General features: G+C 46.6%; 19 protein-coding genes. 8 read left to right on the top strand and 11 right to left on the bottom strand.

All coding sequences use genetic code 11. The features are described from left to right. Positions 1 to 26: 26 nt before the first annotated feature. From pth to ACTHS8_RS03195, 3 genes are all read left to right on the top strand, one after another. The gene (gene pth, locus ACTHS8_RS03205) at positions 27 to 605 is read left to right on the top strand and encodes an aminoacyl-tRNA hydrolase (RefSeq protein WP_003683307.1); all 579 of its coding nucleotides are present in this window, start codon (positions 27 to 29) and stop codon (positions 603 to 605) included. A 102-nt stretch (positions 606 to 707) separates the two neighbouring features. Further along, positions 708 to 917 (top strand): hypothetical protein, encoded by a 210-nt coding sequence (locus ACTHS8_RS03200; RefSeq protein WP_039862142.1) that lies wholly within the window; start codon positions 708 to 710, stop codon positions 915 to 917. Beyond that, the gene (locus ACTHS8_RS03195) at positions 914 to 1,282 is read left to right on the top strand and encodes a VanZ family protein (RefSeq protein WP_440372955.1); all 369 of its coding nucleotides are present in this window, start codon (positions 914 to 916) and stop codon (positions 1,280 to 1,282) included. The genes ACTHS8_RS03200 and ACTHS8_RS03195 overlap by 4 nt, the downstream gene beginning before the upstream one ends. A 112-nt stretch (positions 1,283 to 1,394) precedes the next feature. Here the strand turns inward: ACTHS8_RS03195 and ACTHS8_RS03190 are convergent, their stop codons facing one another. The 7 genes from ACTHS8_RS03190 to dapA all read right to left on the bottom strand — a co-directional run bounded on the left by ACTHS8_RS03190 (position 1,395) and on the right by dapA (position 6,846). After that, on the bottom strand, positions 1,395 to 1,985 hold the full coding sequence (locus ACTHS8_RS03190; RefSeq protein ID WP_063075516.1) for an opacity family porin: 591 nt from the start codon (positions 1,983 to 1,985) through the stop codon (positions 1,395 to 1,397). A 135-nt stretch (positions 1,986 to 2,120) separates the two neighbouring features. Next, a complete protein-coding gene (gene hemW, locus ACTHS8_RS03185) occupies positions 2,121 to 3,296 on the bottom strand; it encodes a radical SAM family heme chaperone HemW (protein ID WP_440372954.1) in 1,176 nt (391 codons plus the stop codon). A gap of 96 nt (positions 3,297 to 3,392) precedes the next feature. After that, positions 3,393 to 3,731, bottom strand: a complete 339-nt coding sequence (locus ACTHS8_RS03180) for a thioredoxin (RefSeq protein ID WP_440372953.1) — start codon at positions 3,729 to 3,731, stop codon at positions 3,393 to 3,395. A gap of 73 nt (positions 3,732 to 3,804) precedes the next feature. Further along, the gene (gene rdgB, locus ACTHS8_RS03175; protein ID WP_004519772.1) at positions 3,805 to 4,398 is read right to left on the bottom strand and encodes an RdgB/HAM1 family non-canonical purine NTP pyrophosphatase; all 594 of its coding nucleotides are present in this window, start codon (positions 4,396 to 4,398) and stop codon (positions 3,805 to 3,807) included. Positions 4,399 to 4,407: 9 nt separating this feature from the next. After that, entirely contained in the window at positions 4,408 to 4,638 is a 231-nt protein-coding gene (locus ACTHS8_RS03170) for an NGO_0222 family membrane protein (protein WP_003679018.1), read from the bottom strand. A gap of 120 nt (positions 4,639 to 4,758) precedes the next feature. Continuing rightward, entirely contained in the window at positions 4,759 to 5,889 is a 1,131-nt protein-coding gene (gene bamC, locus ACTHS8_RS03165; protein WP_440372952.1) for an outer membrane protein assembly factor BamC, read from the bottom strand. An 81-nt stretch (positions 5,890 to 5,970) separates the two neighbouring features. Then, a complete protein-coding gene (gene dapA, locus ACTHS8_RS03160) occupies positions 5,971 to 6,846 on the bottom strand; it encodes a 4-hydroxy-tetrahydrodipicolinate synthase (RefSeq protein ID WP_440372951.1) in 876 nt (291 codons plus the stop codon). 332 nt (positions 6,847 to 7,178) lie between these two features. Between dapA and ACTHS8_RS03155 the strand changes: the two genes are divergently transcribed. The 5 genes from ACTHS8_RS03155 (at position 7,179) to ACTHS8_RS03135 (ending at position 13,121) form a co-directional block, all read left to right on the top strand. After that, positions 7,179 to 8,570 carry a nucleobase:cation symporter-2 family protein gene (locus ACTHS8_RS03155; protein ID WP_440372950.1) on the top strand — a complete coding sequence of 464 codons (1,392 nt, stop codon included), beginning with the start codon at positions 7,179 to 7,181 and terminating at the stop codon, positions 8,568 to 8,570. 116 nt (positions 8,571 to 8,686) lie between these two features. After that, positions 8,687 to 9,829: a THUMP domain-containing class I SAM-dependent RNA methyltransferase gene (locus ACTHS8_RS03150; RefSeq protein WP_440372949.1), complete on the top strand. Its 1,143-nt coding sequence runs from the start codon at positions 8,687 to 8,689 to the stop codon at positions 9,827 to 9,829. Positions 9,830 to 10,116: 287 nt separating this feature from the next. After that, entirely contained in the window at positions 10,117 to 10,626 is a 510-nt protein-coding gene (gene nrdG / locus ACTHS8_RS03145; protein WP_254322976.1) for an anaerobic ribonucleoside-triphosphate reductase activating protein, read from the top strand. A 117-nt stretch (positions 10,627 to 10,743) separates the two neighbouring features. After that, a complete protein-coding gene (gene nrdD / locus ACTHS8_RS03140) occupies positions 10,744 to 12,525 on the top strand; it encodes an anaerobic ribonucleoside-triphosphate reductase (RefSeq protein ID WP_440372948.1) in 1,782 nt (593 codons plus the stop codon). A gap of 188 nt (positions 12,526 to 12,713) precedes the next feature. Next, positions 12,714 to 13,121 carry a DUF5339 family protein gene (locus ACTHS8_RS03135; RefSeq protein WP_440372947.1) on the top strand — a complete coding sequence of 136 codons (408 nt, stop codon included), beginning with the start codon at positions 12,714 to 12,716 and terminating at the stop codon, positions 13,119 to 13,121. Between the two features lie 307 nt (positions 13,122 to 13,428). Here the strand turns inward: ACTHS8_RS03135 and ACTHS8_RS03130 are convergent, their stop codons facing one another. From ACTHS8_RS03130 to rfbD, 4 genes are all read right to left on the bottom strand, one after another. Further along, positions 13,429 to 13,665, bottom strand: coding sequence for a hypothetical protein (locus ACTHS8_RS03130; RefSeq protein ID WP_440372946.1), 237 nt, complete (start codon positions 13,663 to 13,665; stop codon positions 13,429 to 13,431). A 137-nt stretch (positions 13,666 to 13,802) separates the two neighbouring features. After that, positions 13,803 to 16,502, bottom strand: a complete 2,700-nt coding sequence (locus ACTHS8_RS03125) for an NB-ARC domain-containing protein (protein ID WP_440372945.1) — start codon at positions 16,500 to 16,502, stop codon at positions 13,803 to 13,805. Positions 16,503 to 16,525: 23 nt separating this feature from the next. Beyond that, complete coding sequence (gene uvrA / locus ACTHS8_RS03120; RefSeq protein ID WP_440372944.1) at positions 16,526 to 19,375, bottom strand: excinuclease ABC subunit UvrA; 2,850 nt, start codon at positions 19,373 to 19,375, stop codon at positions 16,526 to 16,528. A gap of 151 nt (positions 19,376 to 19,526) precedes the next feature. Beyond that, complete coding sequence (gene rfbD / locus ACTHS8_RS03115) at positions 19,527 to 20,390, bottom strand: dTDP-4-dehydrorhamnose reductase (RefSeq protein WP_440372943.1); 864 nt, start codon at positions 20,388 to 20,390, stop codon at positions 19,527 to 19,529. Positions 20,391 to 20,501: the final 111 nt, after the last annotated feature.

Raw genomic sequence — 20,501 nt, 5'->3', positions numbered from 1 at the left:
CGGCCTGTCAAACTGAAAGAACAGTAATGAGCTTGAAAATTAAATTAATCGTCGGTTTGGGCAATCCAGGCCAAGAATACGAACAAACGCGCCACAATGTCGGCTTTTGGCTGTTGGATGAGCTGGCGTGGAAATGGAAAGTCAATTTTAAAGACGAAAAGAAATTTTACGGCGAAGTAGCGCGCGCCACTACGCCTGATGGTGATGTTTGGCTGCTCAAACCCATGACCTTTATGAACCGCTCCGGTCAGGCTGTTGCCGCTTTGGCTCAGTTTTACAAAATCAAGCCGGAGGAAATCTTGGTGGTTCATGACGAGCTGGATATTCCATGCGGCCGTATCAAATTCAAACTTGGCGGCGGCAACGGCGGACACAACGGCCTCAAAGACATTCAGGCTCGTTTGGGTACGCCTAATTTCTACCGCCTGCGCTTGGGTATTGATCATCCTGGTGACCGTAATCTGGTTGTCGGTTATGTGTTGAATAAACCGTCGGCAGAACACAGACAGCAAATTGATGACTCCATCGCCAAATCCCTGCAAGGATTGCCGGCCGTATTGAATGGCGAATGGGAAGAGGCAACACGTTTTTTACACAGTAAGTAAGCGTACCCAAATCAAACGGGTAACCTTGCACATCATGTTCAGACGGCCTGAAAACAAGTAGTGCGCCTGAATAGCGATAATCCAATCAAAGAAACAGTAAATATGAACGAACTGACCAGCCTTATGCAAACCGAAGCCCCGGGCATTGTTGGCGAAACATTAGACTTCTGCCTTTATGAATGCAGTATTGAAGATGCCCCGGATGCAGAAGAAGTGGCACAATGGCGTGATATTTTGAAGGCACGGGGTGGGAAATTTGTCCGCTTGGCAGACATCTGCCAAACATGGTTGGATGAAGAGGCCGATAAATGAAAGCCTTACCATTAAACAAATTTACTGCCGCTGCCTTTATCTGGTTTGTGGCCGCCATTTATGCCTTACTTTTCAAAGAAGGTGGCAATAGCGCTCCACCATTTCCCCATTTTGATAAAGTCGGTCATTTCGGACTTTTCTTCGGTCAGGCATGGCTGTGCGCAAAAATATTTATTCAAGACAATAGGAATATTCCCTATAAAGGCATTCTGCTTGCCGCTTTATTGTTTGCAATAGGCAGTGAGTTGGCTCAGGCATTTCTGACTACTACGCGCCAAGGTTCGATCGCGGACGGCATTGCCGATATGGCAGGTACGGCTGTGGCGCTGTGGTTTGCAGAAAAAGTAAAAACAGCAAAAAGTTAGATATACTTAAAGAAGTTAAAAGGCCGTCTGAAATCCTGAGAAATAGGTTTCAGACGGCCTTTCGTTACTTGATGCATGAGGCAATCGTTGTTTCATGCCAAGGATTCAAACATTAGAAGGTTACACGCACACCAGCAGATACTTCGTGGGATTGTAATTTGGTTTCTTCAAATTTACCCCAGTAGTTGTATCTGTAACCAGCATCCAAGTCAACATTAGGAGTAATTTCGTAGCTTACGCCAGCCATTGCACCAATACCGGTTTTAGTTTTACGATAGTTTGCTTCGTAGTAGTAACCTGGAGCTGTATCAGTAAAATCAGCTGATACGCGGTTGATGCCTAAACGGGCACCGACATAAGGCTTAACGGGTGTATTTGTATTGAAGTCATAGATTGCTGAAACGCCAACACTTTGAAATTTAGCTTTATTTTTTGAATGGAAAGAGCCTTTTGAGAAGTTTTCTTCCAAAGATTTGTAGTGAGTGTAATCAGCACCAAGACGGAAATCGCCAAAGTCATAACCTACAGACAAACGTGGGCTAAAGCCTTTAGCTTTTTCGTCGAATGTAGCACTACCAGAGTTGTCTTTTAAGTTAACAGAAGCATAACCGGCATCTGCCTGAACATAAACACCTCTGTTTGCATCAGCCAATGCGAATGTAGGCAGGGAAAGAGCAATCAGTGTTACCAGAACTTTTTTCATTGTTTTGTCCTTAATGTAGGATTAGGAGTAGTGAATAATCGCTGGGGTTGGTCGTTCCCAACAATTATTCTGATTGTATTTTCTTGTCGTAAATTAAGCAAATCTAAAAATGTTTTAACTGTTGTAAAAAAGCACTTATAAAAAACACTGTAACAAGTCGTTTAAAAACAAACGGCCTTGTTCGGTCGGGCGGAACACGGTCGGGTCTGATTCAAGCAGGCCTTTTTGTCTGGCGGTTTCGATTTGTGCCATGATTTTTGCAGTGGGTACGCCGGTACGTTCCTGCAGCATTGAAGCAGGTACGCCGTCGGTCAGGCGTAGGGCGTTCATCATGAACTCGAATGGAAGGTCTTCGGCAGCAACGGTTTTGCGTTCGACTGCTTCATGCGGATTGCTCAGCATGGCGGCAAGATAGTCGTTGGGATGGCGACGGCGGACAGTTCGCTCGATACGGTCGGGATAGGAAATTTTGCCGTGCGCGCCTGCTCCTATGCCTAAGTAATCGCCGAACTGCCAGTAGTTCAAATTATGGCGGCACTGCATGCCAGGTTTTGCAAAAGCCGATGTTTCGTAGTGGATAAAGCCTGCGCTTTCTAATGCGCCGTGTACGGCATCTTCAATATCCAATGCTGCTTCATCTTGCGGCAAACCTTTTGGCGGCGTATGACCAAAAGGCGTGTTCGGCTCCATGGTCAGATGATATGCGCTGATATGCGATACGCCTGTTGCAATAGCGGTTTGCACATCGTTTGAGGCCGTCTGAACCGTTTGGTTTGGCAGGGCGTACATCAAATCGATATTGACTTTTTCAAATAATTTCAAGGCAGTATCAATGGCTGTCAGGGCTTCTTTGCCGTTGTGAACGCGTCCCAATCGAGTCAGCATATCGTCGTTAAAACTTTGTACGCCGATAGACAGGCGCGTAATGCCTGCGTCTTTAAATCCTTGAAACTTCTCAATTTCAAATGTGCCCGGATTGGCTTCCAAAGTAATTTCCGCTTCCGGCTGCAAACGCAACAGCGAACGCACGCCGCTTAACAAACGGTCAATCGATTTCGCTTGAAACAGGCTGGGTGTACCGCCGCCGAAGAATATAGTTTCCACCGGTCTGCCCCAAATATTCGGCAATTCAAGCTGCAGGTCGGTTAATAGGGCATCGATATAGGCTTCTTCCGGCAGGCCGTTTTTCAGGCTGTGGGAATTGAAGTCGCAATACGGGCATTTTTTGATGCACCAAGGAATATGGATATAGAGTGATAAAGGAGGCAGGGCGGTTAGCTGGCCGGGGCGTTGGAAGGTGATTTGGGTCATGATATGTGTTGAGGCTTGAGGCCGTCTGAAATTTTTAGGGCCTTATTTTAACTGAAATGTCGGCCGGGAAAGTAATCAGTAGGAAATTTGCGCAATCTAAGCGCTCAAAAAAGCTTCAATTTCTTCTTCTGATAATTTGGAATTGCAGACAAATTTTATTTTGCCTTGTGAGATGTTGAGTAATGCGGGAACAGTTTTGATGCCGTGTTGTTCACGAAAAGTCTTTAAAGCCGCTTTGTTGCTGCTGTCTGTAAAGCGGATGGTAAGCTGCTTGTTTAAGGAAACGGTAAGCAGTTTTGCAACAAAACGGCGACAGTATGAACAGCTTGGTTTGCCTAAAAAGACGATAGCAGTTTCTTGACTGTCAATGAGTTGCAGAAGTTCGTCAGGCGTGGTTGGGATGAAGGCAGCAACGTGTTTTGCAAAGGCTGCCAATTCTTCAGGTGTGGGCTTGGGCATGGGAATGTATGTGAGGTAGGCCGTCTGAAGGTTTCAGACGGCCTTTGGTCTATAAGGATTCAATTTTTCTTAACAATTCACGCAATGCTTGAGCGCGGTGGCTTTCGGCATTTTTGATTTCAGGGTCAAGCTCGGCGGCGGTGCAACCGTGTTCGGCCAGATAGAAATGCGGGTCGTAGCCGAAGCCGTTTGTGCCGGCTGCTTCGGCCTGCCATTGGCCGCGCCAGATGCCTTCGGCGATGATGGGTTGCGGGTCGTTTTCGTGGCGGACGAGTACGAGTACGCAGACGTAGTAGCAGCTTTTGTCGTCTTTATCGGCAAGATCGGCAGACAGTTTGGCGTTGTTTGCGGCATCGGATTTGGGGTTTTCGCCTGCATAACGTGCGGAGAAAATGCCGGGTGCGCCGTTTAAGGCGTTGGTGCAGATGCCGGAGTCGTCGGCAAGTGCCGGTAAGCCGCTGTATTTGGCGGCATGACGTGCTTTAGCCAGGGCATTTTCAACAAAGGTATGGTACGGCTCGGGGCATTCGGGCGTATTGAACTGCGATTGCGGCAGGACTTCGATGTTTAAGTCGGCAAAAAGGCGGGAAAATTCTTTGAGTTTGCCTGCGTTGCCACTGGCAAGGACGATTTTTTCAAACATGGTTTTTCCTTAATGGTTTTCGGTTTGCTGCATACGGGCCATTTGTGCGCGTGCTTTGTGGCGGATGTAAAGGGCGAGGCTGCCGATTTGGGCAAAAACGGCGGCAAAGGCAAACAGAAAGGCGGCAACGGCGAATTGTTTGCTGTGAATACTCAGAAGATAAGCGCCCAACAGAATTAGGACGATAAACATCAGGGTAAATAGGGCGGTTAGGAGCAGATAGGCTTTTTGTCGGGTCATGGCAGCTTGGATAAGGGGAAAATGTTTTGATTATAACGTCAGATTGAGAATTTGAAACCATACCGGATTCGTTAAAAAGGCCGTCTGAATATTTCAGACGGCCTTGAGTTGAATAACGGATTAACGCAATTCTGTGTGCAGGCGGCTCAACAATGTGGAGGCATCGCTGCCTTTGTATGGGCTGCCGTCTTTGTTCAACAGATGAAGGCGTGCGCCATTGTTGATTGGCTCAACATAGACGATGATTTCAGGATAAGTTTTTGGCGCTTCTGCTTTGCCTTTGCCAAATACGCGTTTGAACAGGCCGGGTTTTTTATTGGCAACTGCTTCGCTTTCGGTTGGCGCTTGTTGAACCAAGAAAGCGCGGCGTTCGGCATTTTGACCGATAACAGTCAGGCCGATGCGGTCAAGCGCAAGGGCGGTACGGCGCCAGTTGCGACCGTAATCGCCTGCCAGTAGCAGGGTGCCGTTGTCCAAACGGGCCAACTCGGAGGCATTGCTGCGGGCGGCAACGCTTTGGGTCAGTGCCTGTTCGGCTTGTTGGCCGTCAACGCCCAAGTATTGCATAAAGCGGGCGAGGAATGCGGCTTCGAGGTTAGAGTCGCTCTCGCTTGGCTGCCACATGGTGGTGTCTTTTTTACGGTCGGCATAAACTTCTTTCATGCCTTTATGGGCGAAGAAAATGTCAGTCGAACCGTTTTTGCCTTGTTCGATGCGGATGATGAATTTGTCGCGTTCGCTGGTGGAGTAGATGCCGCCCAAGCCGACTTTATCCAACAGGCGGCGCAGGCTGTCTTGAGGGATTTTGGCTCGGTTTTCCGCCCACTCGGTTTCCATTTGGCCGATGGCCGGTTCTTCGGATTTGATGTCGAAACCGTTTTCTTGCCAGAACACTTTCAGCAACGGCCAAATTTCGCGAGGCGATTTGCCATCGACAACCAACCAGCGTTGGTTGCCGTCACGCTCAAGGCGTACGCCTTTAACGGATTTCAAAACTTCTGCATTGGCAGGTTGTTGTACGGCCTGCGTGCGGCGTTTGTTGAAGTCGCTGGCGCGGACGGCTCCGCTGCCTGCCGGTAATTGATAGAGGTTGCCTTGGTCCGGGTTGTTCAAATCAGGTGGTACTTCCAATTTGACCAGGCGGTGTGATTGACTTTGATAGTCGAGTTTGGGTTGTTCTTTTTTGCTGCCGGAACAGGCAGTCATGCTAATCAGGGCGAGGGCTACTACGATGGGTTTGATATAGGTCATCTTGTTTTCCTGTGGATGAAGTTCTTAACAGGGAGGCTGTCTGAAAAGGGTGTTTGGGATTCAGACGGCCTTATTTCCGGATCAGATTTGTCCTGATTTTTCCAGAGCGGCTCGGACTTTGGCTTGACCGGCTTCGGTCAGTGCTACCAAAGGCAGACGAACATGGGGTTCGCATTTGCCCAATAAGCTCAGGCCCCATTTGGGCGCGGCTGGGCTGGGCTCGCAGAACATGGTGTTATAAATTGGGATAAGTTGCTCGTTTAGACGACGGGCGGTCGCAATATCGCCCTCAAGGGCGGCTCGGCACATGTCGGCAAAGAGTTTCGGTGCAACGTTGGCTGCGACGGTTACCACGCCATGACCGCCACACAGCATGAAAGGCAGGCCGGTAGGGTCATCACCGGATAAAACGGCAAAACCTTCAGGAACGCTGTTGATCAATTCGATGTTCTTGCCGATATTGCCGCTGGCTTCTTTCACGCCGACGATATTCGGAATCTCGGCCAAACGCAAAATAGTGTCGTTGCTCATGCTGACGACGGTACGGCCGGGAACATTATAGATAACCATCGGAATCGAAGTGGCTTCGGCGATGGCTTTGAAATGCTGGTAAATGCCTTCTTGCGAAGGTTTGTTGTAGTAGGGAACAACAGATAAGGTGTAGTCCGCACCGGCTTGCTCGGCGGCTTTGGAAAGGGCGATGGCTTCGACAGTGTTGTTGGCGCCTGTGCCGGCGATAACGGGAACGCGCTTGTTGACGTGTTTGACAGTAGCTTCAATAACGGCCAAATGTTCTTCGACAGGCAGGGTGGCTGACTCGCCGGTGGTGCCGACTGCAACGATGCCGTCGGTGCCGTTTTCAATGTGCCAGTCGATTAAGTCGTGAAGTTGTTCGTAGTTGATGCTGCCGTCTTGATTCATCGGAGTAATCAGGGCAACCAGACTGCCTTTTAACATACGGAAACCTTTAATTTTACGGTGTGGGTGAATTATGCAGTGGATTGTAGCTTACTTTGTTGTTTGTGTGAAACATATCCGCTAAACGGCTTTACTGTTTAATGGCGACTTGTCAGTATCTTAATGAATAATACATTTTTAAATCATTGGTTTGTTTGTTTTGAGATAGGGAAGTGATGTCAAGAATTAAAATGTGTTAAGGCGGTTTGAGGCCGTCTGAAAACGGTTGGGCGGAACTTTCAGACGGCCTGATTTGAATTTGCTGATACATTTCAAATTGGTTAAAATACGCATCTTAATATTTTTTAACGATTTTTGAGAGAAGGTTCAACATGGCCGGAATGACTGAGAAACAGGCGGAATCGCTTGATTTGGTTTATGGTTTGGAAGATAAGCCGCCGTTTGGGAATGCGTTGTTGAGTGCAGTTACGCACCTTCTGGCGATTTTTGTCCCGATGATTACTCCGGCACTGATAGTCGGCGGGGCGTTGGAGCTGCCGGTTGAAATGACGGCTTATTTGGTGTCGATGGCGATGGTGGCTTCCGGTGTCGGCACTTATTTGCAGGTCAACCGTTTCGGGCCGGTCGGTTCGGGCATGTTGTCGATTCAGTCGGTCAACTTCTCTTTTGTTACCGTGATGATTGCACTCGGTACCGGCATGAAAGAGGGCGGTTTGACTAAAGATGTGATGATTTCAACGCTTTTGGGCGTGTCCTTTGTCGGCGCGTTTTTGGTGTGCTTCTCCGCTTGGCTTTTGCCTTATTTGAAAAAAGTGATTACGCCGACTGTAAGCGGCGTGGTCGTGATGCTGATTGGCCTGAGCTTAGTGCATGTCGGCATTACCGATTTCGGCGGCGGCTTCGGTGCGAAAGCAGACGGCACGTTCGGCTCGATGGAAAATTTGGGTTTGGCATCGCTGGTATTGCTGATTGTATTGGTTTTCAACTGCTTGAAAAATCCATTGCTGCGTATGAGCGGCATCGCGGTGGGTTTGATTGTTGGTTATATTGTTGCGCTGTTTTTGGGCAAAGTAGATTTTTCCGCCCTGCAAAATCTGCCGCTGATTACCCTGCCTGTTCCGTTTAAATATGGCTTTGCATTTGATTGGCACGCGTTTATCGTTGCTGGTGCGATTTTCTTGTTGAGCGTATTTGAAGCGGTAGGCGACTTGACGGCGACTGCGATGGTCTCCGAGCAGCCGATTGAGGGTGAGGAATACACCAAACGCCTGCGCGGCGGCGTATTGGCGGATGGTTTAGTGTCTGTGATTGCGACGGCGTTGGGCTCTTTGCCTTTGACTACTTTTGCGCAAAACAACGGCGTGATTCAAATGACCGGCGTGGCTTCGCGCCATGTGGGCAAATATATTGCAGCGATTTTGGTATTGTTGGGCTTGTTCCCTATCATCGGCCGCGCGTTTACCACGATTCCGAGTCCGGTTTTGGGTGGTGCGATGGTGTTGATGTTTGGCCTGATTGCGATTGCAGGCGTGCGGATTTTGGTCAGCCACGGTATTCGCCGTCGTGAAGCAGTCATCGCGGCAACTTCTGTCGGTTTGGGTTTGGGCGTGGCATTTGAGCCGGAAGTGTTCAAAAACCTGCCGGTATTGTTCCAAAACTCAATTTCTGCCGGCGGTATTATGGCGGTATTGTTGAACTTGGTTTTGCCGGAAGATAAAACCGATAAAGCGGTTAAGGTTGAAACCGACAGTTTGGATCACTAAGCAAGCTTTATTCAAAGGCCGTCTGAAGTTTCAGACGGCCTTTGGTTTTTCGGCTATAATATTGTTTTTATTTGTTATCCGAGTGGTTCGGATAGCTCTACCCGGAAAGGTTTTATATGACGGTTTATTCACTTTTTATCACTTGTCCTCGCGGTTTGGAAGCGCCTTTGACGCAAGAACTCGAAAACATGGCATGTCAGGATATCCGCGCTGTTGACGGCGGTGTGGCATGTAAAGGCACGATGGAGCAGGTGTATCGCATCAACCTGCATTCGCGCGTTGCCAGCCGTGTTTTGTTGCGTTTGACCAAAGGCGGTTATCGCAATGAACAAGATATCTACAAACTGGCACGAAATCTGCATTGGACAGGTTGGTTTAAGCTGGAGCAGACCTTCAAAGTCAAAGTCGAAGGCAAGCGCGCCAATGTGAAAAGCTTGGATTTTGTCGGTTTGAAAATCAAAGATGCCGTCTGCGATGCCTTCCGCGATATTTATAATGCGCGTCCGAGCGTGGGCAAAATCAACTCCGATATCCGCATTCATGCCTTTATCGATGAGCGCAATGTGGAAATCTTTATCGATACTTCCGGCGAAGCACTCTTCAAACGCGGCTATCGTCAGGATACCGGCGAAGCGCCATTGAGAGAGAACTTGGCGGCGGGTTTGCTGCTTTTGGCTGGCTACGACGGTACGCAACCTTTCCAAGACTCGTTTTGCGGCAGCGGCACGATTGCCATTGAGGCTGCATGGATTGCGACACACCGTGCGCCGGGCTTGATGCGCCGTTTCGGTTTTGAAAAACTGCAAAACTTCGATAAAGAAAAATGGCAAGCCCTGCGCCGTGAAGCTGAAAAACAAATCAAACCGGCCGCCGCGCCAATTTCCGGCAGCGACAACGACCGTTATATGATCCGTGCTGCATTGGCCAATGCCCAAGCCGCCGAAGTAGATAATTTCATCCGCTTTGACGTGCAAGATGCGCAAGCCGCGCGGCCGAACGGCGAATGCGGCATTATGATTTCCAATCCGCCTTATGGCGTGCGCCTTGCTGAAATTCAGGCTTTACAGGCACTTTATCCGCAACTGGGCACATGGTTGAAACAGCATTACTCAGGCTGGCTGGTTGGGATGTTTACCGGCGATCGCGATATGCCGAAATTTATGCGCCTTTCTCCGAAGCGTAAGATTCCGCTGTTTAATGGCAACTTGGATTGCCGATTGTTTTTGATGGATATGGTTAAAGGCTCGAATCGGGGTTAAAACCTGAAATTGAGGCCGTCTGAAAGATAATTCAGACGGCCTTTTTTGTTTTATTTAGATAGACTTTGCTATAACGGAGTTTGCTTCTTTTATTTTAATTTCAGGCCGTCTGAATCGTGTTCAGGCGGCCTTTTTATTAGCTTAAAGTCGAACCAATTATAGTAATTTACAATCAGTTAAATAATAAAAATTTATTGAATAAGTAAAATACATTGTTAAATAAAAATACCATATCTAGTAGTCTTGTGTTTTAATTCGCACCATATCTTGTGTTTTGTGGTATTGCAATGAGCAGCTTGAAATTTACAATTGAGCAAATTGTATGGCAGGAAGTGCCGGACGAAGTGTCGCTGGCGTTTCTGTTTTCCGGCTGTCCGTTGCGTTGCAAAGGTTGCCACAGTGCCGATACATGGAAAGAGGGTATCGGCACAGAATTGACCGAGGATTATTTAAAAGGCCGTCTGAAACGCTATCGCGGATTAATTAGCTGCGTGTTGTTTATGGGCGGGGAATGGCAGCCGGAAGCTTTACAGAAAATGCTGGGCATCGTGACGCAGGCGGGTCTGAAAGCCTGCTTGTACACCGGCTTGGAGCGTGAGGAGTTGGAGGCGGTTTCAGACGGTATCCTGCCTTATTTGACGTATCTGAAAACCGGCCGCTGGCAGATGGAGCTGGGTGGCTTAGACAGCCCGACCACCAATCAGAAGTTTGTCGATTTGCGCACGGGCGAGGTGTTGAACCGATTGTTTATCAAAGACAAACCCGCGCCTAAAGTGTTTCCAGTGGCTTCAATTTAGCCCGGTGCTGTATTGCACCGATTTAAATTGAATTTATTGTATTCGCTGACAGCGATGTTTCAGACGGCCTGACCGTCATTGCTTGATAAATCATCCAAACCATACAGGAGAATTAACATGATTCGGCTGCATCCCGAACAGTTAAACGGAAAACTACAATTTATGCGCGACTACATCAGCGCGCAAAACGCGGCGGACGGTTCGAAAATGGACGCCAACGCCAACGTTACCCAGAAAAACATCGCCACGATGGAAGCGGAAATCATGAAAGACTTTTTCGTGCAGATTAACCGCGCCCAAGTGTCGCGCAAAATCGCCGAAATTTTCGACCAATCCGTTGCCGACGAATACATCCGCCAGATTGAGGCGCATGAGATTTATGTGCACGACGAAACCAGCCTCAAGCCTTATTGTGTGTCGGTTACGCTGTATCCCTTCCTGCTCGACGGGTTAAGCAAACTCGGCGGCGAATCCAAAGCGCCGCAACATCTGGCATCGTTTTGCGGCTCATTTATCAACCTCGTGTTTGCCATCAGCGCGCAGTTTGCCGGCGCGGTGGCGACGGTGGAATTTCTGACTTATTTCGACTACTTCGCCCGCAAAGACTACGGCGATGATTATTTGGAAACCCACGCCAAAGAAATAGCCAACCACATGCAGCAGGTGGTGTACAGCATCAACCAGCCCGCCGCCGCGCGTGGCTATCAGAGCGTATTCTGGAATATTTCCGTTTACGATCAATACTATTTTGATGCGATGTTCGGCGATTTCGTCTTCCCCGATTTCAGCAAACCGGTGTGGGCGAGCGTGGCGAAGCTGCAAAACTTCTTCCTCAAATGGTTCAATCAGGAACGCACCAAAGCCGTTTTGACCTTCCCCGTCGTTACCGCTGCGATGCTGACTGATGGCGGCAAATGCAAAGACACTGTGTTCGCCGACGAAATGGCGAAAGAGTTGGCGGAAGGCAATTCCTTCTTCGTCTATCTTTCCGACAATCCCGACTCATTGGCTTCCTGCTGCCGCCTGCGCAACGCCATCGAAGACCGAACCTTCAGCTACACACTCGGCGCGGGCGGCGTGGCGACCGGTTCCATCAACGTCATCACCATCAACATGAACCGGCTGGAACAAGACGGGCGCGACCTTGCCGCCGAAGTCGCCAAAATCCATAAATACCAATACGCCTACCGCAAACTGATGGAAGAATACCAAGCCGCCGGAATGCTGCCCGTTTACGATGCAGGTTTCATCACGCTGGACAAACAGTTCCTCACCATCGGCATCAACGGCATGGCGGAAGCCGCCGAATCGCAAGGCATCAAAGTCGGCTATAACGACGACTACATCCACTTCGTCCAAGGCCGTCTGAAAACCATATTCGAAGCCAACCAAGCCGCCAGCAAGCACTACGGTGTAAAATTCAACACCGAATTTGTCCCCGCCGAAAACCTCGGCGTGAAAAACGCCAAATGGGACAAAGCCGACGGCTACAAAGTCAGCCGCGAATGCTACAACTCCTATTTCTACGTTGTCGAAGACGAAGAAATCAACGCGCTCGACAAATTCCTGCTGCACGGCAAAGAACTGGTGGACTGGCTCGACGGCGGCTCCGCGTTGCACCTGAACCTAGACGAAGCTCTGCCCGAATCCGGCTACCGCTCGCTCTTGGACATCGCCGCACAAACCGGCTGCAACTACTTCTGCGTGAACGTGCGTATCACTATTTGCAACGAATGCGGCCACATCGATAAACGCACCCTGCACGCCTGTTCCGCCTGTGGCAGCTACGACATCGACTACGGCACACGCGTCATCGGCTATCTGAAACGCGTATCCGCATTCAGTAGCGGTCGGCGCAAAGAACACGCGCTCAGACATTATCACCGTAAAGCGGCGTAATCGTTGAAAAAAAGATTGCTTGCAAACCTAAGGCCGTCTGAAATTTCAGACGGCCTTGATCATGTTGAGATAGGCCGGCTCTTTTAATGATATAGCTTTGATTAAATTAAACAAAAACTCTTGACACCTTCATATAATGAATTAACATATAATATCCTTTAACCTAAATTTAAAAAAGTGAGAGACACATGAAAACATCAGCTTTATTGGCAGCTTTGTTGGCTGCTCTGTCCCTGTCAGCATGCGGCGGTTCAGGCTCATCTTCTTCTGCCGTTTGTGACGAGTACGAAAAAGCATTTGCCGAAGCAACTAAAGACGTAGATGCCGCAACCAAAGACGTGATGCAAAAATCTTTCGAACAAACCAAAGAAGCATTGAAAAACCTGCCTGCAGACCAACGCGATGCAACCTGTAAAACTTCTTTGGACGCTTTAAAAGGCGTTCCGGCTGCCGAAACTCCTGAAGAAAAAGCCGAAGAAGCCAAAGATGCCGCTGAAGAGGCTAAAGAAGAAGCAAAAGACGCAGCGGAAGATGCCAAAGAAGCTGCTGAAGACGCCAAAGAAGCTGCTGAAGAAGCTAAAGAAGAAGCTAAATAATACGGCTAAGCTTTACAGAAAAACGGATTCCAATGATTTGGAATCCGTTTTTTGTTATGTGAATTAGGGTAGTTATTTTAGATGAGCTTTTTCAGTTTTTAGACGGTCATTTCTTATGTCGTCTGAAAGCGTTAGTTTCAACTAAGTTAAAATTTACAACAGCAAACCATCAATCAAACAACCGCGTGCGTGCGTACCGTACATGCCCTACGCGTAGGTTTTGAAGTTACAGTAGGGGTGTGGCGTAACCACGCACGCGATAGGTTGAGTATACAGACTACGGTTTGCTAAAGTGAACAGTTAGAGCTTATTGGTTTAAATACTGTATTTTTGCATCATTTAAACTATCGGCTAGTTTTTGGATACTGTTCAGTAGTTTATCAATATCCTGTTCAGGATCAGCATAGAAATAGTCGATGGTGAACGTCAGAGTTTTACCAAACTGCTCAGGGATTGGGGGAAGAGCCAGAGCGCGCAGCTGGATACTATCTCCACCTCGTGCATGGTCGCGTACCCACCATGACAAAAACTCTAATGCGTTCAAACCCTGATGTTTTCAGACGGTATTGGAGGCCGTCTGAAAAGTTGAAAAAACAAAAACCATTAATCAATCCACCGTATGTGCGCGTACCGCACACGGTGGATTGAATGCAGACTGCAGCTCGCTAACGTTATCCATATTTAATGCCATTTTTTATATTTACGATAATTCCATTCTTCTATTTTTTTCTGCGTATAATTTGCTTTTCTATAAAATTGAGCGTAAAAGCTTGGAGGAGTATTATCACGCATAAAGACAGAAATATCATTTGCTAATTGCATTGTTTTACCATTCCTAATTAAAACATCAATGTAATTATATATACCAGTAATAAGATTTTGTTTAGTAGAGTTTTTTAGAATATTAAGATTTATTCTTCCTTTATTAATACCATTCCATATGGGCTCAAATTGCTTAATTAAGCGGGAACACTCATTTTTTAACTTATTTCTTTTATCATTATATTCTTGTTCATAAATCTCTTTTCGCTCTCGCTCTTCTTTTAAATCATCAAATGCATCTATTAAATTCACACAACTATATTGCATTAATAAGCCATTTAATTCCAAAAGCTCATTATTATCATGAAGAGATTGAGAGAAAAGCATTTTATTTGATAATACATTTAATAAGAAATCATTTAATATCTTAGCAGCTAATACCCTATCCTCAGTTTTGCCATTTGCCCAGCTATATTGAGCATATAATTTTGCGTAACTAATATTTATGTCTAGATTGTTTATATCATTGAATAAGTGTTTATAGTTACTAATTTGCCGTAATGCCTCATCTTTTTTCCTTAAGCTTGCTAAATATTGAGCTAACATAGATATAGCTTGAAATTTTATTTCGATTGGACCAGTTATCCGATTTAAAACTCTATGGTAAGCATCAATGACTTCTAATTCTGGTTTAGATACCCTTGAGGCATTGGCTGTTTCTAATAAAGCTTGTTCAATATTTGTACTAGAATTATTGATTTGGTCATTTCTTTCTATCCATTCCTCACGTAAGGTATTTTCAAATTCATAAAAATAATCACTCATCTTTTGATAAATTTCTTGAGAATATACTTCAAATATTCTTTCTTCTTCATCGAGTTTAATAATTTTCAATTTAATTAGCTCATCTACAGCCTGGCGAAATTCACTAGCTTGAGCTGGAAATTCCATATTTAAAATAAATTGAGCTTTAGCTAATATATTAGACAAATCATCTTGCGTTACTAATAAACTTATAACAACAAATAATTTCTTTCCATTACTTGATAGATAATCAAAAACTCTTCCAAATAGAAAATTGACTGCATTTTCATCTGATTTAATATCAGATGTAAGTGCTAGATTTATTCCTTTTGCTGCCATTATGTACGCCAATTGCATTATAAATATAGGTCTTCCACTTGTAGTAAAGTGAATTTTTTTGATATTATTTTTAGTATTTAATTCATTATCAATTACCCTATTTTCCATGAGGTTTTCATTTATAAGTATTTGTTTTAAAAAAGAGAATGTGTTATTCTCGTCTAGTTCATTAGTTTGAAACTCTTCACCTATTTTTATGTTAGCAGATCTCGTCGTGATAACAACTTTATGATGATTAATGTTTAGCTTTGGTATTAGTTCGTTGATTTTAGATTTATCTTCTTTAGAAAAGCTTTCATAATCATCAATTACAAGTAATATAGTATGCTGAAAGTTTATAAAAGAATCTTCTATCTCAGAAATTGATGTAAACTGATTATCAAAAACTAGATCATTAATTACCATTATTAAGTCATGATAACTAGCTATTCTATCCTTTATTTCAGATATTTCTCCGCTATACATATTATATAATCTGTCTTTAGCTGATAGAAATATTATATAGTCAAAAGTTTTTCTCTCTTGGTTAGAAAAATCATCACATACGCTTTGTATAGTTGCTGTTTTACCTACACCACCATGTCCCCATAAAATAGCAGCCACAGATGATTTTCCATTTTTTAGGAAATTTATTAATTTACTTTTTATTCCAATATCAATATATTTTTTAAAGTTATTATTATATTGATTCCGAATGGTTCCATTTTGACATTTTATCTTTTTACCATCATTTTGTATGTATAAGGCCTCAAATTCTTGCCATTCAAAATCCCATTTATTAGTTTTAAATATCTGATTATAATTAATTTTTCCTATTAATTTCTCACTAACCTTTGAGAAACAAAATACGGAAGAGTCTTCCGGTTTTATGTGAATAAAAGGAGAAATTCTATGTAGAATAGGAGGAGTGTTTATATTTTCATCATCTGATATATAAATATTATTATTTTCTAATTTTAAAGAAGATTTTAAAATTTTGAATGGCTCTTCATTATTATTATCATAGCGAATTCCGGAGTAAAAGTTTGTATCTATATTGGTAACAACATAATATGACCAATCATTTTTTATAATTGGACTTGCGGTATTTTTAATTTTTAAATATAAATTCTCTAAAACATCATAAACCTGCTCTTTAGAGTCAGAAAAAGTATAACCATGCCCAATTAGTTTATTACGGTATTCTGGATAATCATTAAACATCTTAGAAACATCTTTTGATAATATTTCTTTATCTATATCCAATATTCTGATAATTCCCACAATTGATCCAATTGTAGGATTTAATATTTCATTAAATATTTTTTCTTTCTTTAAATCATCAATCTTATTAAGATTTTTATTCCATAAGTACCCTAGAGATAAAAATAATAAATATTCTATTCTCACTTGTGTATATACATTTAAATCAGCAGTTTTATTTTGTGTTGTGAAAATATTAATCTTTTGATTTATTTTCTTTAAAATAAAATCCATAATATACTTCCTTCCTATCTCAATTATTTGAATAAGTTTTTCAGATATTTTCCAGTATAACTCCCCTTAACCTTCGCTACCTGCTCGGGGCTACCTGAAGCAATAATCCTCCCCCCACCATCGCCGCCTTCCGGCCCTAAGTCCACAATCCAATCCGCAGTTTTAATCACGTCCAGATTATGCTCGATAATCACAATCGAGTTGCCTTTGCCTTTCAGACGGCCTATGACTTCCAGCAGCAGGGCGATGTCGGCGAAGTGCAGGCCGGTGGTGGGTTCGTCGAGGATATAGAGCGTTCTGCCGGTGTCGCGTTTGGAGAGTTCGAGGGCGAGTTTGACGCGCTGGGCCTCGCCGCCGGAGAGGGTGGTGGCGGACTGACCGAGGCGGATGTAGCCGAGGCCTACGTCCATGAGGGTTTGCAGTTTGCGCGATACGGTGGGGACGGCGTCGAAAAATTCGCGGGCTTCTTCGACGGTCATGTCGAGGACTTGGCTGATGTTTTTGCCTTTGTATTGGATTTCGAGCGTTTCGCGGTTGTAGCGTTTGCCGTGGCAGACTTCGCAGGGGACGTACACGTCGGGCAGGAAGTGCATTTCGACTTTAATCACGCCGTCGCCTTGGCAGGCTTCGCAGCGGCCGCCTTTGACGTTGAAGGAGAATCTGCCGACGTTGTAGCCGCGTTCGCGCGAGAGGGGTACGCCGGCGAAGAGTTCGCGGATGGGGGTGAACAGGCCGGTGTAGGTGGCGGGGTTGGAGCGCGGGGTGCGGCCGATGGGGGATTGGTCGACGTTGATGACTTTGTCGAGGTGTTCGAGGCCGTGGATGTCGTCGTATGGGGCGGGTTCTTCTTGGGCGCGATTGAGTTCGCGGGCGGTGATTTTGGCGAGGGTGTCGTTAATCAGGGTGGATTTGCCGCTGCCGGATACGCCGGTGATGCAGGTAATCAAACCGAGCGGTAGTTCGAGGGTAACGTTTTTGAGGTTGTTGCCGCGCGCGCCTTTGAGGACGAGCATTCGGTCGGGATTGACGGGCGTGCGTTCAGACGGCACGGCAATGGATTTTTTGCCGCTAAGGTATTGTCCTGTAACGGAGTTTTCGCATTTGGCGACGTTTTCGGGCGTGTCGGCAATCAATACGTTGCCGCCGTGTTCACCCGCGCCGGGACCCATATCGACGACGAAATCGGCTTCGCGGATGGCGTCTTCGTCGTGTTCGACCACAATCACGCTGTTGCCCAAATCGCGCAGGCGTTTGAGGGTGGCGAGCAGGCGGTCGTTGTCGCGCTGGTGCAGGCCGATGGAGGGTTCGTCCAAAACGTACATCACGCCGGTCAGGCCGCTGCCGATTTGGCTGGCGAGGCGGATGCGCTGGGCTTCGCCGCCCGAAAGGGTTTCGGCGGAGCGGCTTAAATTCAGGTAATCCAGCCCGACGTTAATCAGGAAGCCGAGACGCTCGGTGATCTCTTTGAGGATTTTTTCGGCGATTTGTTTTTTGTTACCGTCCAAATCCAGCGTTTCAAAAAATTGGTGGGTTTTGGTCAGCGGCCAGGCGGAGACTTCGTGTAAAGGTTCGCCGCCGACGTAAACGTAGCGCGCTTCTTTGCGCAAACGTGCGCCGCCGCAGCTCGGGCAGGCGCGGTGGTTTTGGTATTCGCGCAGTTTTTCGCGCACGGTTTCGCTGTCGGTTTCACGATAGCGGCGTTCGAGATTGGGGATGATGCCTTCAAAGGCATGGCTGCGGTCGAAGGTGGTGCCGCGTTCGGACAGGTAGGTGAAGTCGATGACTTCTTTGCCTGAGCCGTGCAAGACGACTTTTCTGATTTTTTCAGGCAAAGTTTCCCAAGCGGTGTTGACATCAAATTTATAATGATGCGCAAGAGATTGAATCATTTGGAAATAGAATTGGTTGCGTTTGTCCCAGCCGTCAATCGCGCCTGCAGCTAAGGATAATTCCGGATGGGCGACCACTTTTTCGGGATCGAAGAAGTTAGTATTGCCCAAGCCGTCGCAAGTCGGACAGGAGCCCATCGGGTTGTTGAACGAAAAGAGGCGCGGCTCTAACTCGGGCAGGCTGTATGAACATACGGGGCAGGCGAAACGCGCGGAGAACCAATGCTCTTCGCCGCTGTCCATTTCCATCGCCAGTGCGCGCTCGTTGCCGTGGCGCAACGCGGTTTCAAAACTTTCCGCCAGCCGTTGCTTGATGTCGGCTTTTACTTTCACGCGGTCGATGACGACGTCGATGTTGTGTTTGATGTTTTTTTCCAGCTTCGGCACTTCGTCAAGCTGATAGACTTCGCCGTCCACGCGCACCCGCGCAAAACCCTGCGCCTGCAAGTCGGCAAAGAAATCGACAAACTCACCCTTACGCTCGCGCACCGCCGGCGCCAGAATCATCACGCGCGTGTCTTCCGGTAGCTTCAAGACGGCATCAACCATCTGAGATACGGTTTGGCTGGATAACGGCAGCTTGTGTTCGGGGCAATAGGGTGTGCCGACACGTGCGTACAAAAGACGCAGGTAATCGTGGATTTCCGTTACCGTGCCGACGGTGGAGCGCGGGTTGTGGCTGGTGGATTTTTGCTCGATGGAAATTGCGGGTGACAGGCCTTCAATCAAATCGACGTCAGGTTTGTCCATCATCTGCAAAAATTGACGGGCATAGGCGGAAAGGCTTTCAACATAACGGCGTTGGCCTTCTGCATATAAAGTATCAAACGCCAGCGATGATTTGCCGCTGCCTGACAATCCTGTTACCACCACGAGCTTGTGGCGCGGAATATCCAAATCGACATTTTTCAAATTATGTGTACGCGCGCCGCGGATGCGGATGGTGTCATTATCGTGTGAATGTTTGGGATGATGGTTGCACATATTGTCAGGCCGTCTGAAAAAATAAAATAAACGGCTATTGTAGCACTTTTCAAATGACAGACTGGATAGATAAAGCATTTGATATAAAAGAAACAAAGAGACCGTCTGAAAATATGTTTTCAGACGGCCTTGATATAGATGGATCAGCTTATCAGTCGATTTTGCGGAGAATTTCGCGCAGGGCTTTTTGCCAGTCGGACGGTTTGATATCAAACTCGGTTTCGAGGCGTGAGCAATCCATAATGCTGTATGCCGGACGCGGAGCGGGCAGGGGGTATTGATCGGTGGTAATCGCGTTCAGTTCCGGAATGCGGAAGCTGTCGTCTAATTGGTGGGCCGTCTGAAAGATAGCTTTGGTAAATTCGTACCATGTTGCCGATTTATTGCCACAGTAATGGAAGATACCGCGTGGGGAAGTGGGCTGTTGCAATAAACTGATGATGGCGTGAGCCAAGTCGCCTGCATAAGTCGGACAGCCGGTTTGGTCGTGGACAATGGAGAGGGAATCGCGTTCTTTGGCAAGGCGCAGCATGGTTTTGACGAAATTGCTGCCGTATTCGCTAAACAGCCATGAAGTACGGACGATTGTACTTTCCGGATGTGCGGCTAAAGCCAAAAGCTCGCCTGCTACTTTGGATTGACCGTAAGTGCTACGCGGATTGGTGTAGTCGGTTTCGCGGTAAGGGCGTTTGCCTTCGCCGTCGAATACATAATCAGTGGAAATATGGATAAAGCGGGCGTGTGCGGCGCGGGCGGCTGCGGCCAGGTTGTGAACAGCGGTTGCGTTGACGGCAAAAGCGGCTTCAGCGTTTTCTTCTGCTTTATCGACGGCAGTGTAAGCCGCGGCATTAACGATGGCATCTGGTTGGAAGTTTTTGATCATATGATGCACGGCTTCGGTATCGGTAATGTCCAGCGAAGTAGAATCGGTAGCAATCAGTTCCCAATCTTCGGGCAGGCGGTCGCGCAGACAACGGGCAAGCTGGCCTTTGGCTCCGGTCAATAAAGTACGCATGGTTGAGTATCTCCTCTGATAGCTGTTAAATAGGTGTTCGTGTCATTATAGTGTAAATACGACAAATTCACATTATTAGCGTAGAACAAAATGCAGAGGCGGCTGTATTTG

Origin of the sequence: Neisseria sp. P0016.S008, from assembly GCF_051957775.1 — a bacterium.
In the GTDB taxonomy this organism is placed as follows: domain Bacteria; phylum Pseudomonadota; class Gammaproteobacteria; order Burkholderiales; family Neisseriaceae; genus Neisseria; species Neisseria flavescens_B.
Note: the sequence above shows the minus strand (reverse complement) of the source record. Positions and strands in the feature narration are given on the sequence as shown.

Bases quoted from the DNA above. Each gene is read 5' to 3' on its own strand.
- ACTHS8_RS03200 (WP_039862142.1), top strand. From the start codon at position 708: ATGAACGAACTGACCAGCCTTATGCAAACCGAAGCCCCGGGCATTGTT.
- nrdG (WP_254322976.1), top strand. From the start codon at position 10,117: ATGAGCAGCTTGAAATTTACAATTGAGCAAATTGTATGGCAGGAAGTG.
- ACTHS8_RS03170 (WP_003679018.1), bottom strand. From the start codon at position 4,638: ATGACCCGACAAAAAGCCTATCTGCTCCTAACCGCCCTATTTACCCTG.
- pth (WP_003683307.1), top strand. From the start codon at position 27: ATGAGCTTGAAAATTAAATTAATCGTCGGTTTGGGCAATCCAGGCCAA.
- uvrA (WP_440372944.1), bottom strand. From the start codon at position 19,375: ATGTGCAACCATCATCCCAAACATTCACACGATAATGACACCATCCGC.
- rfbD (WP_440372943.1), bottom strand. From the start codon at position 20,390: ATGCGTACTTTATTGACCGGAGCCAAAGGCCAGCTTGCCCGTTGTCTG.
- ACTHS8_RS03135 (WP_440372947.1), top strand. From the start codon at position 12,714: ATGAAAACATCAGCTTTATTGGCAGCTTTGTTGGCTGCTCTGTCCCTG.
- ACTHS8_RS03195 (WP_440372955.1), top strand. From the start codon at position 914: ATGAAAGCCTTACCATTAAACAAATTTACTGCCGCTGCCTTTATCTGG.
- nrdD (WP_440372948.1), top strand. From the start codon at position 10,744: ATGATTCGGCTGCATCCCGAACAGTTAAACGGAAAACTACAATTTATG.
- rdgB (WP_004519772.1), bottom strand. From the start codon at position 4,398: ATGTTTGAAAAAATCGTCCTTGCCAGTGGCAACGCAGGCAAACTCAAA.
- ACTHS8_RS03150 (WP_440372949.1), top strand. From the start codon at position 8,687: ATGACGGTTTATTCACTTTTTATCACTTGTCCTCGCGGTTTGGAAGCG.
- ACTHS8_RS03155 (WP_440372950.1), top strand. From the start codon at position 7,179: ATGGCCGGAATGACTGAGAAACAGGCGGAATCGCTTGATTTGGTTTAT.
- bamC (WP_440372952.1), bottom strand. From the start codon at position 5,889: ATGACCTATATCAAACCCATCGTAGTAGCCCTCGCCCTGATTAGCATG.
- hemW (WP_440372954.1), bottom strand. From the start codon at position 3,296: ATGACCCAAATCACCTTCCAACGCCCCGGCCAGCTAACCGCCCTGCCT.
- dapA (WP_440372951.1), bottom strand. From the start codon at position 6,846: ATGTTAAAAGGCAGTCTGGTTGCCCTGATTACTCCGATGAATCAAGAC.
- ACTHS8_RS03125 (WP_440372945.1), bottom strand. From the start codon at position 16,502: ATGGATTTTATTTTAAAGAAAATAAATCAAAAGATTAATATTTTCACA.
- ACTHS8_RS03190 (WP_063075516.1), bottom strand. From the start codon at position 1,985: ATGAAAAAAGTTCTGGTAACACTGATTGCTCTTTCCCTGCCTACATTC.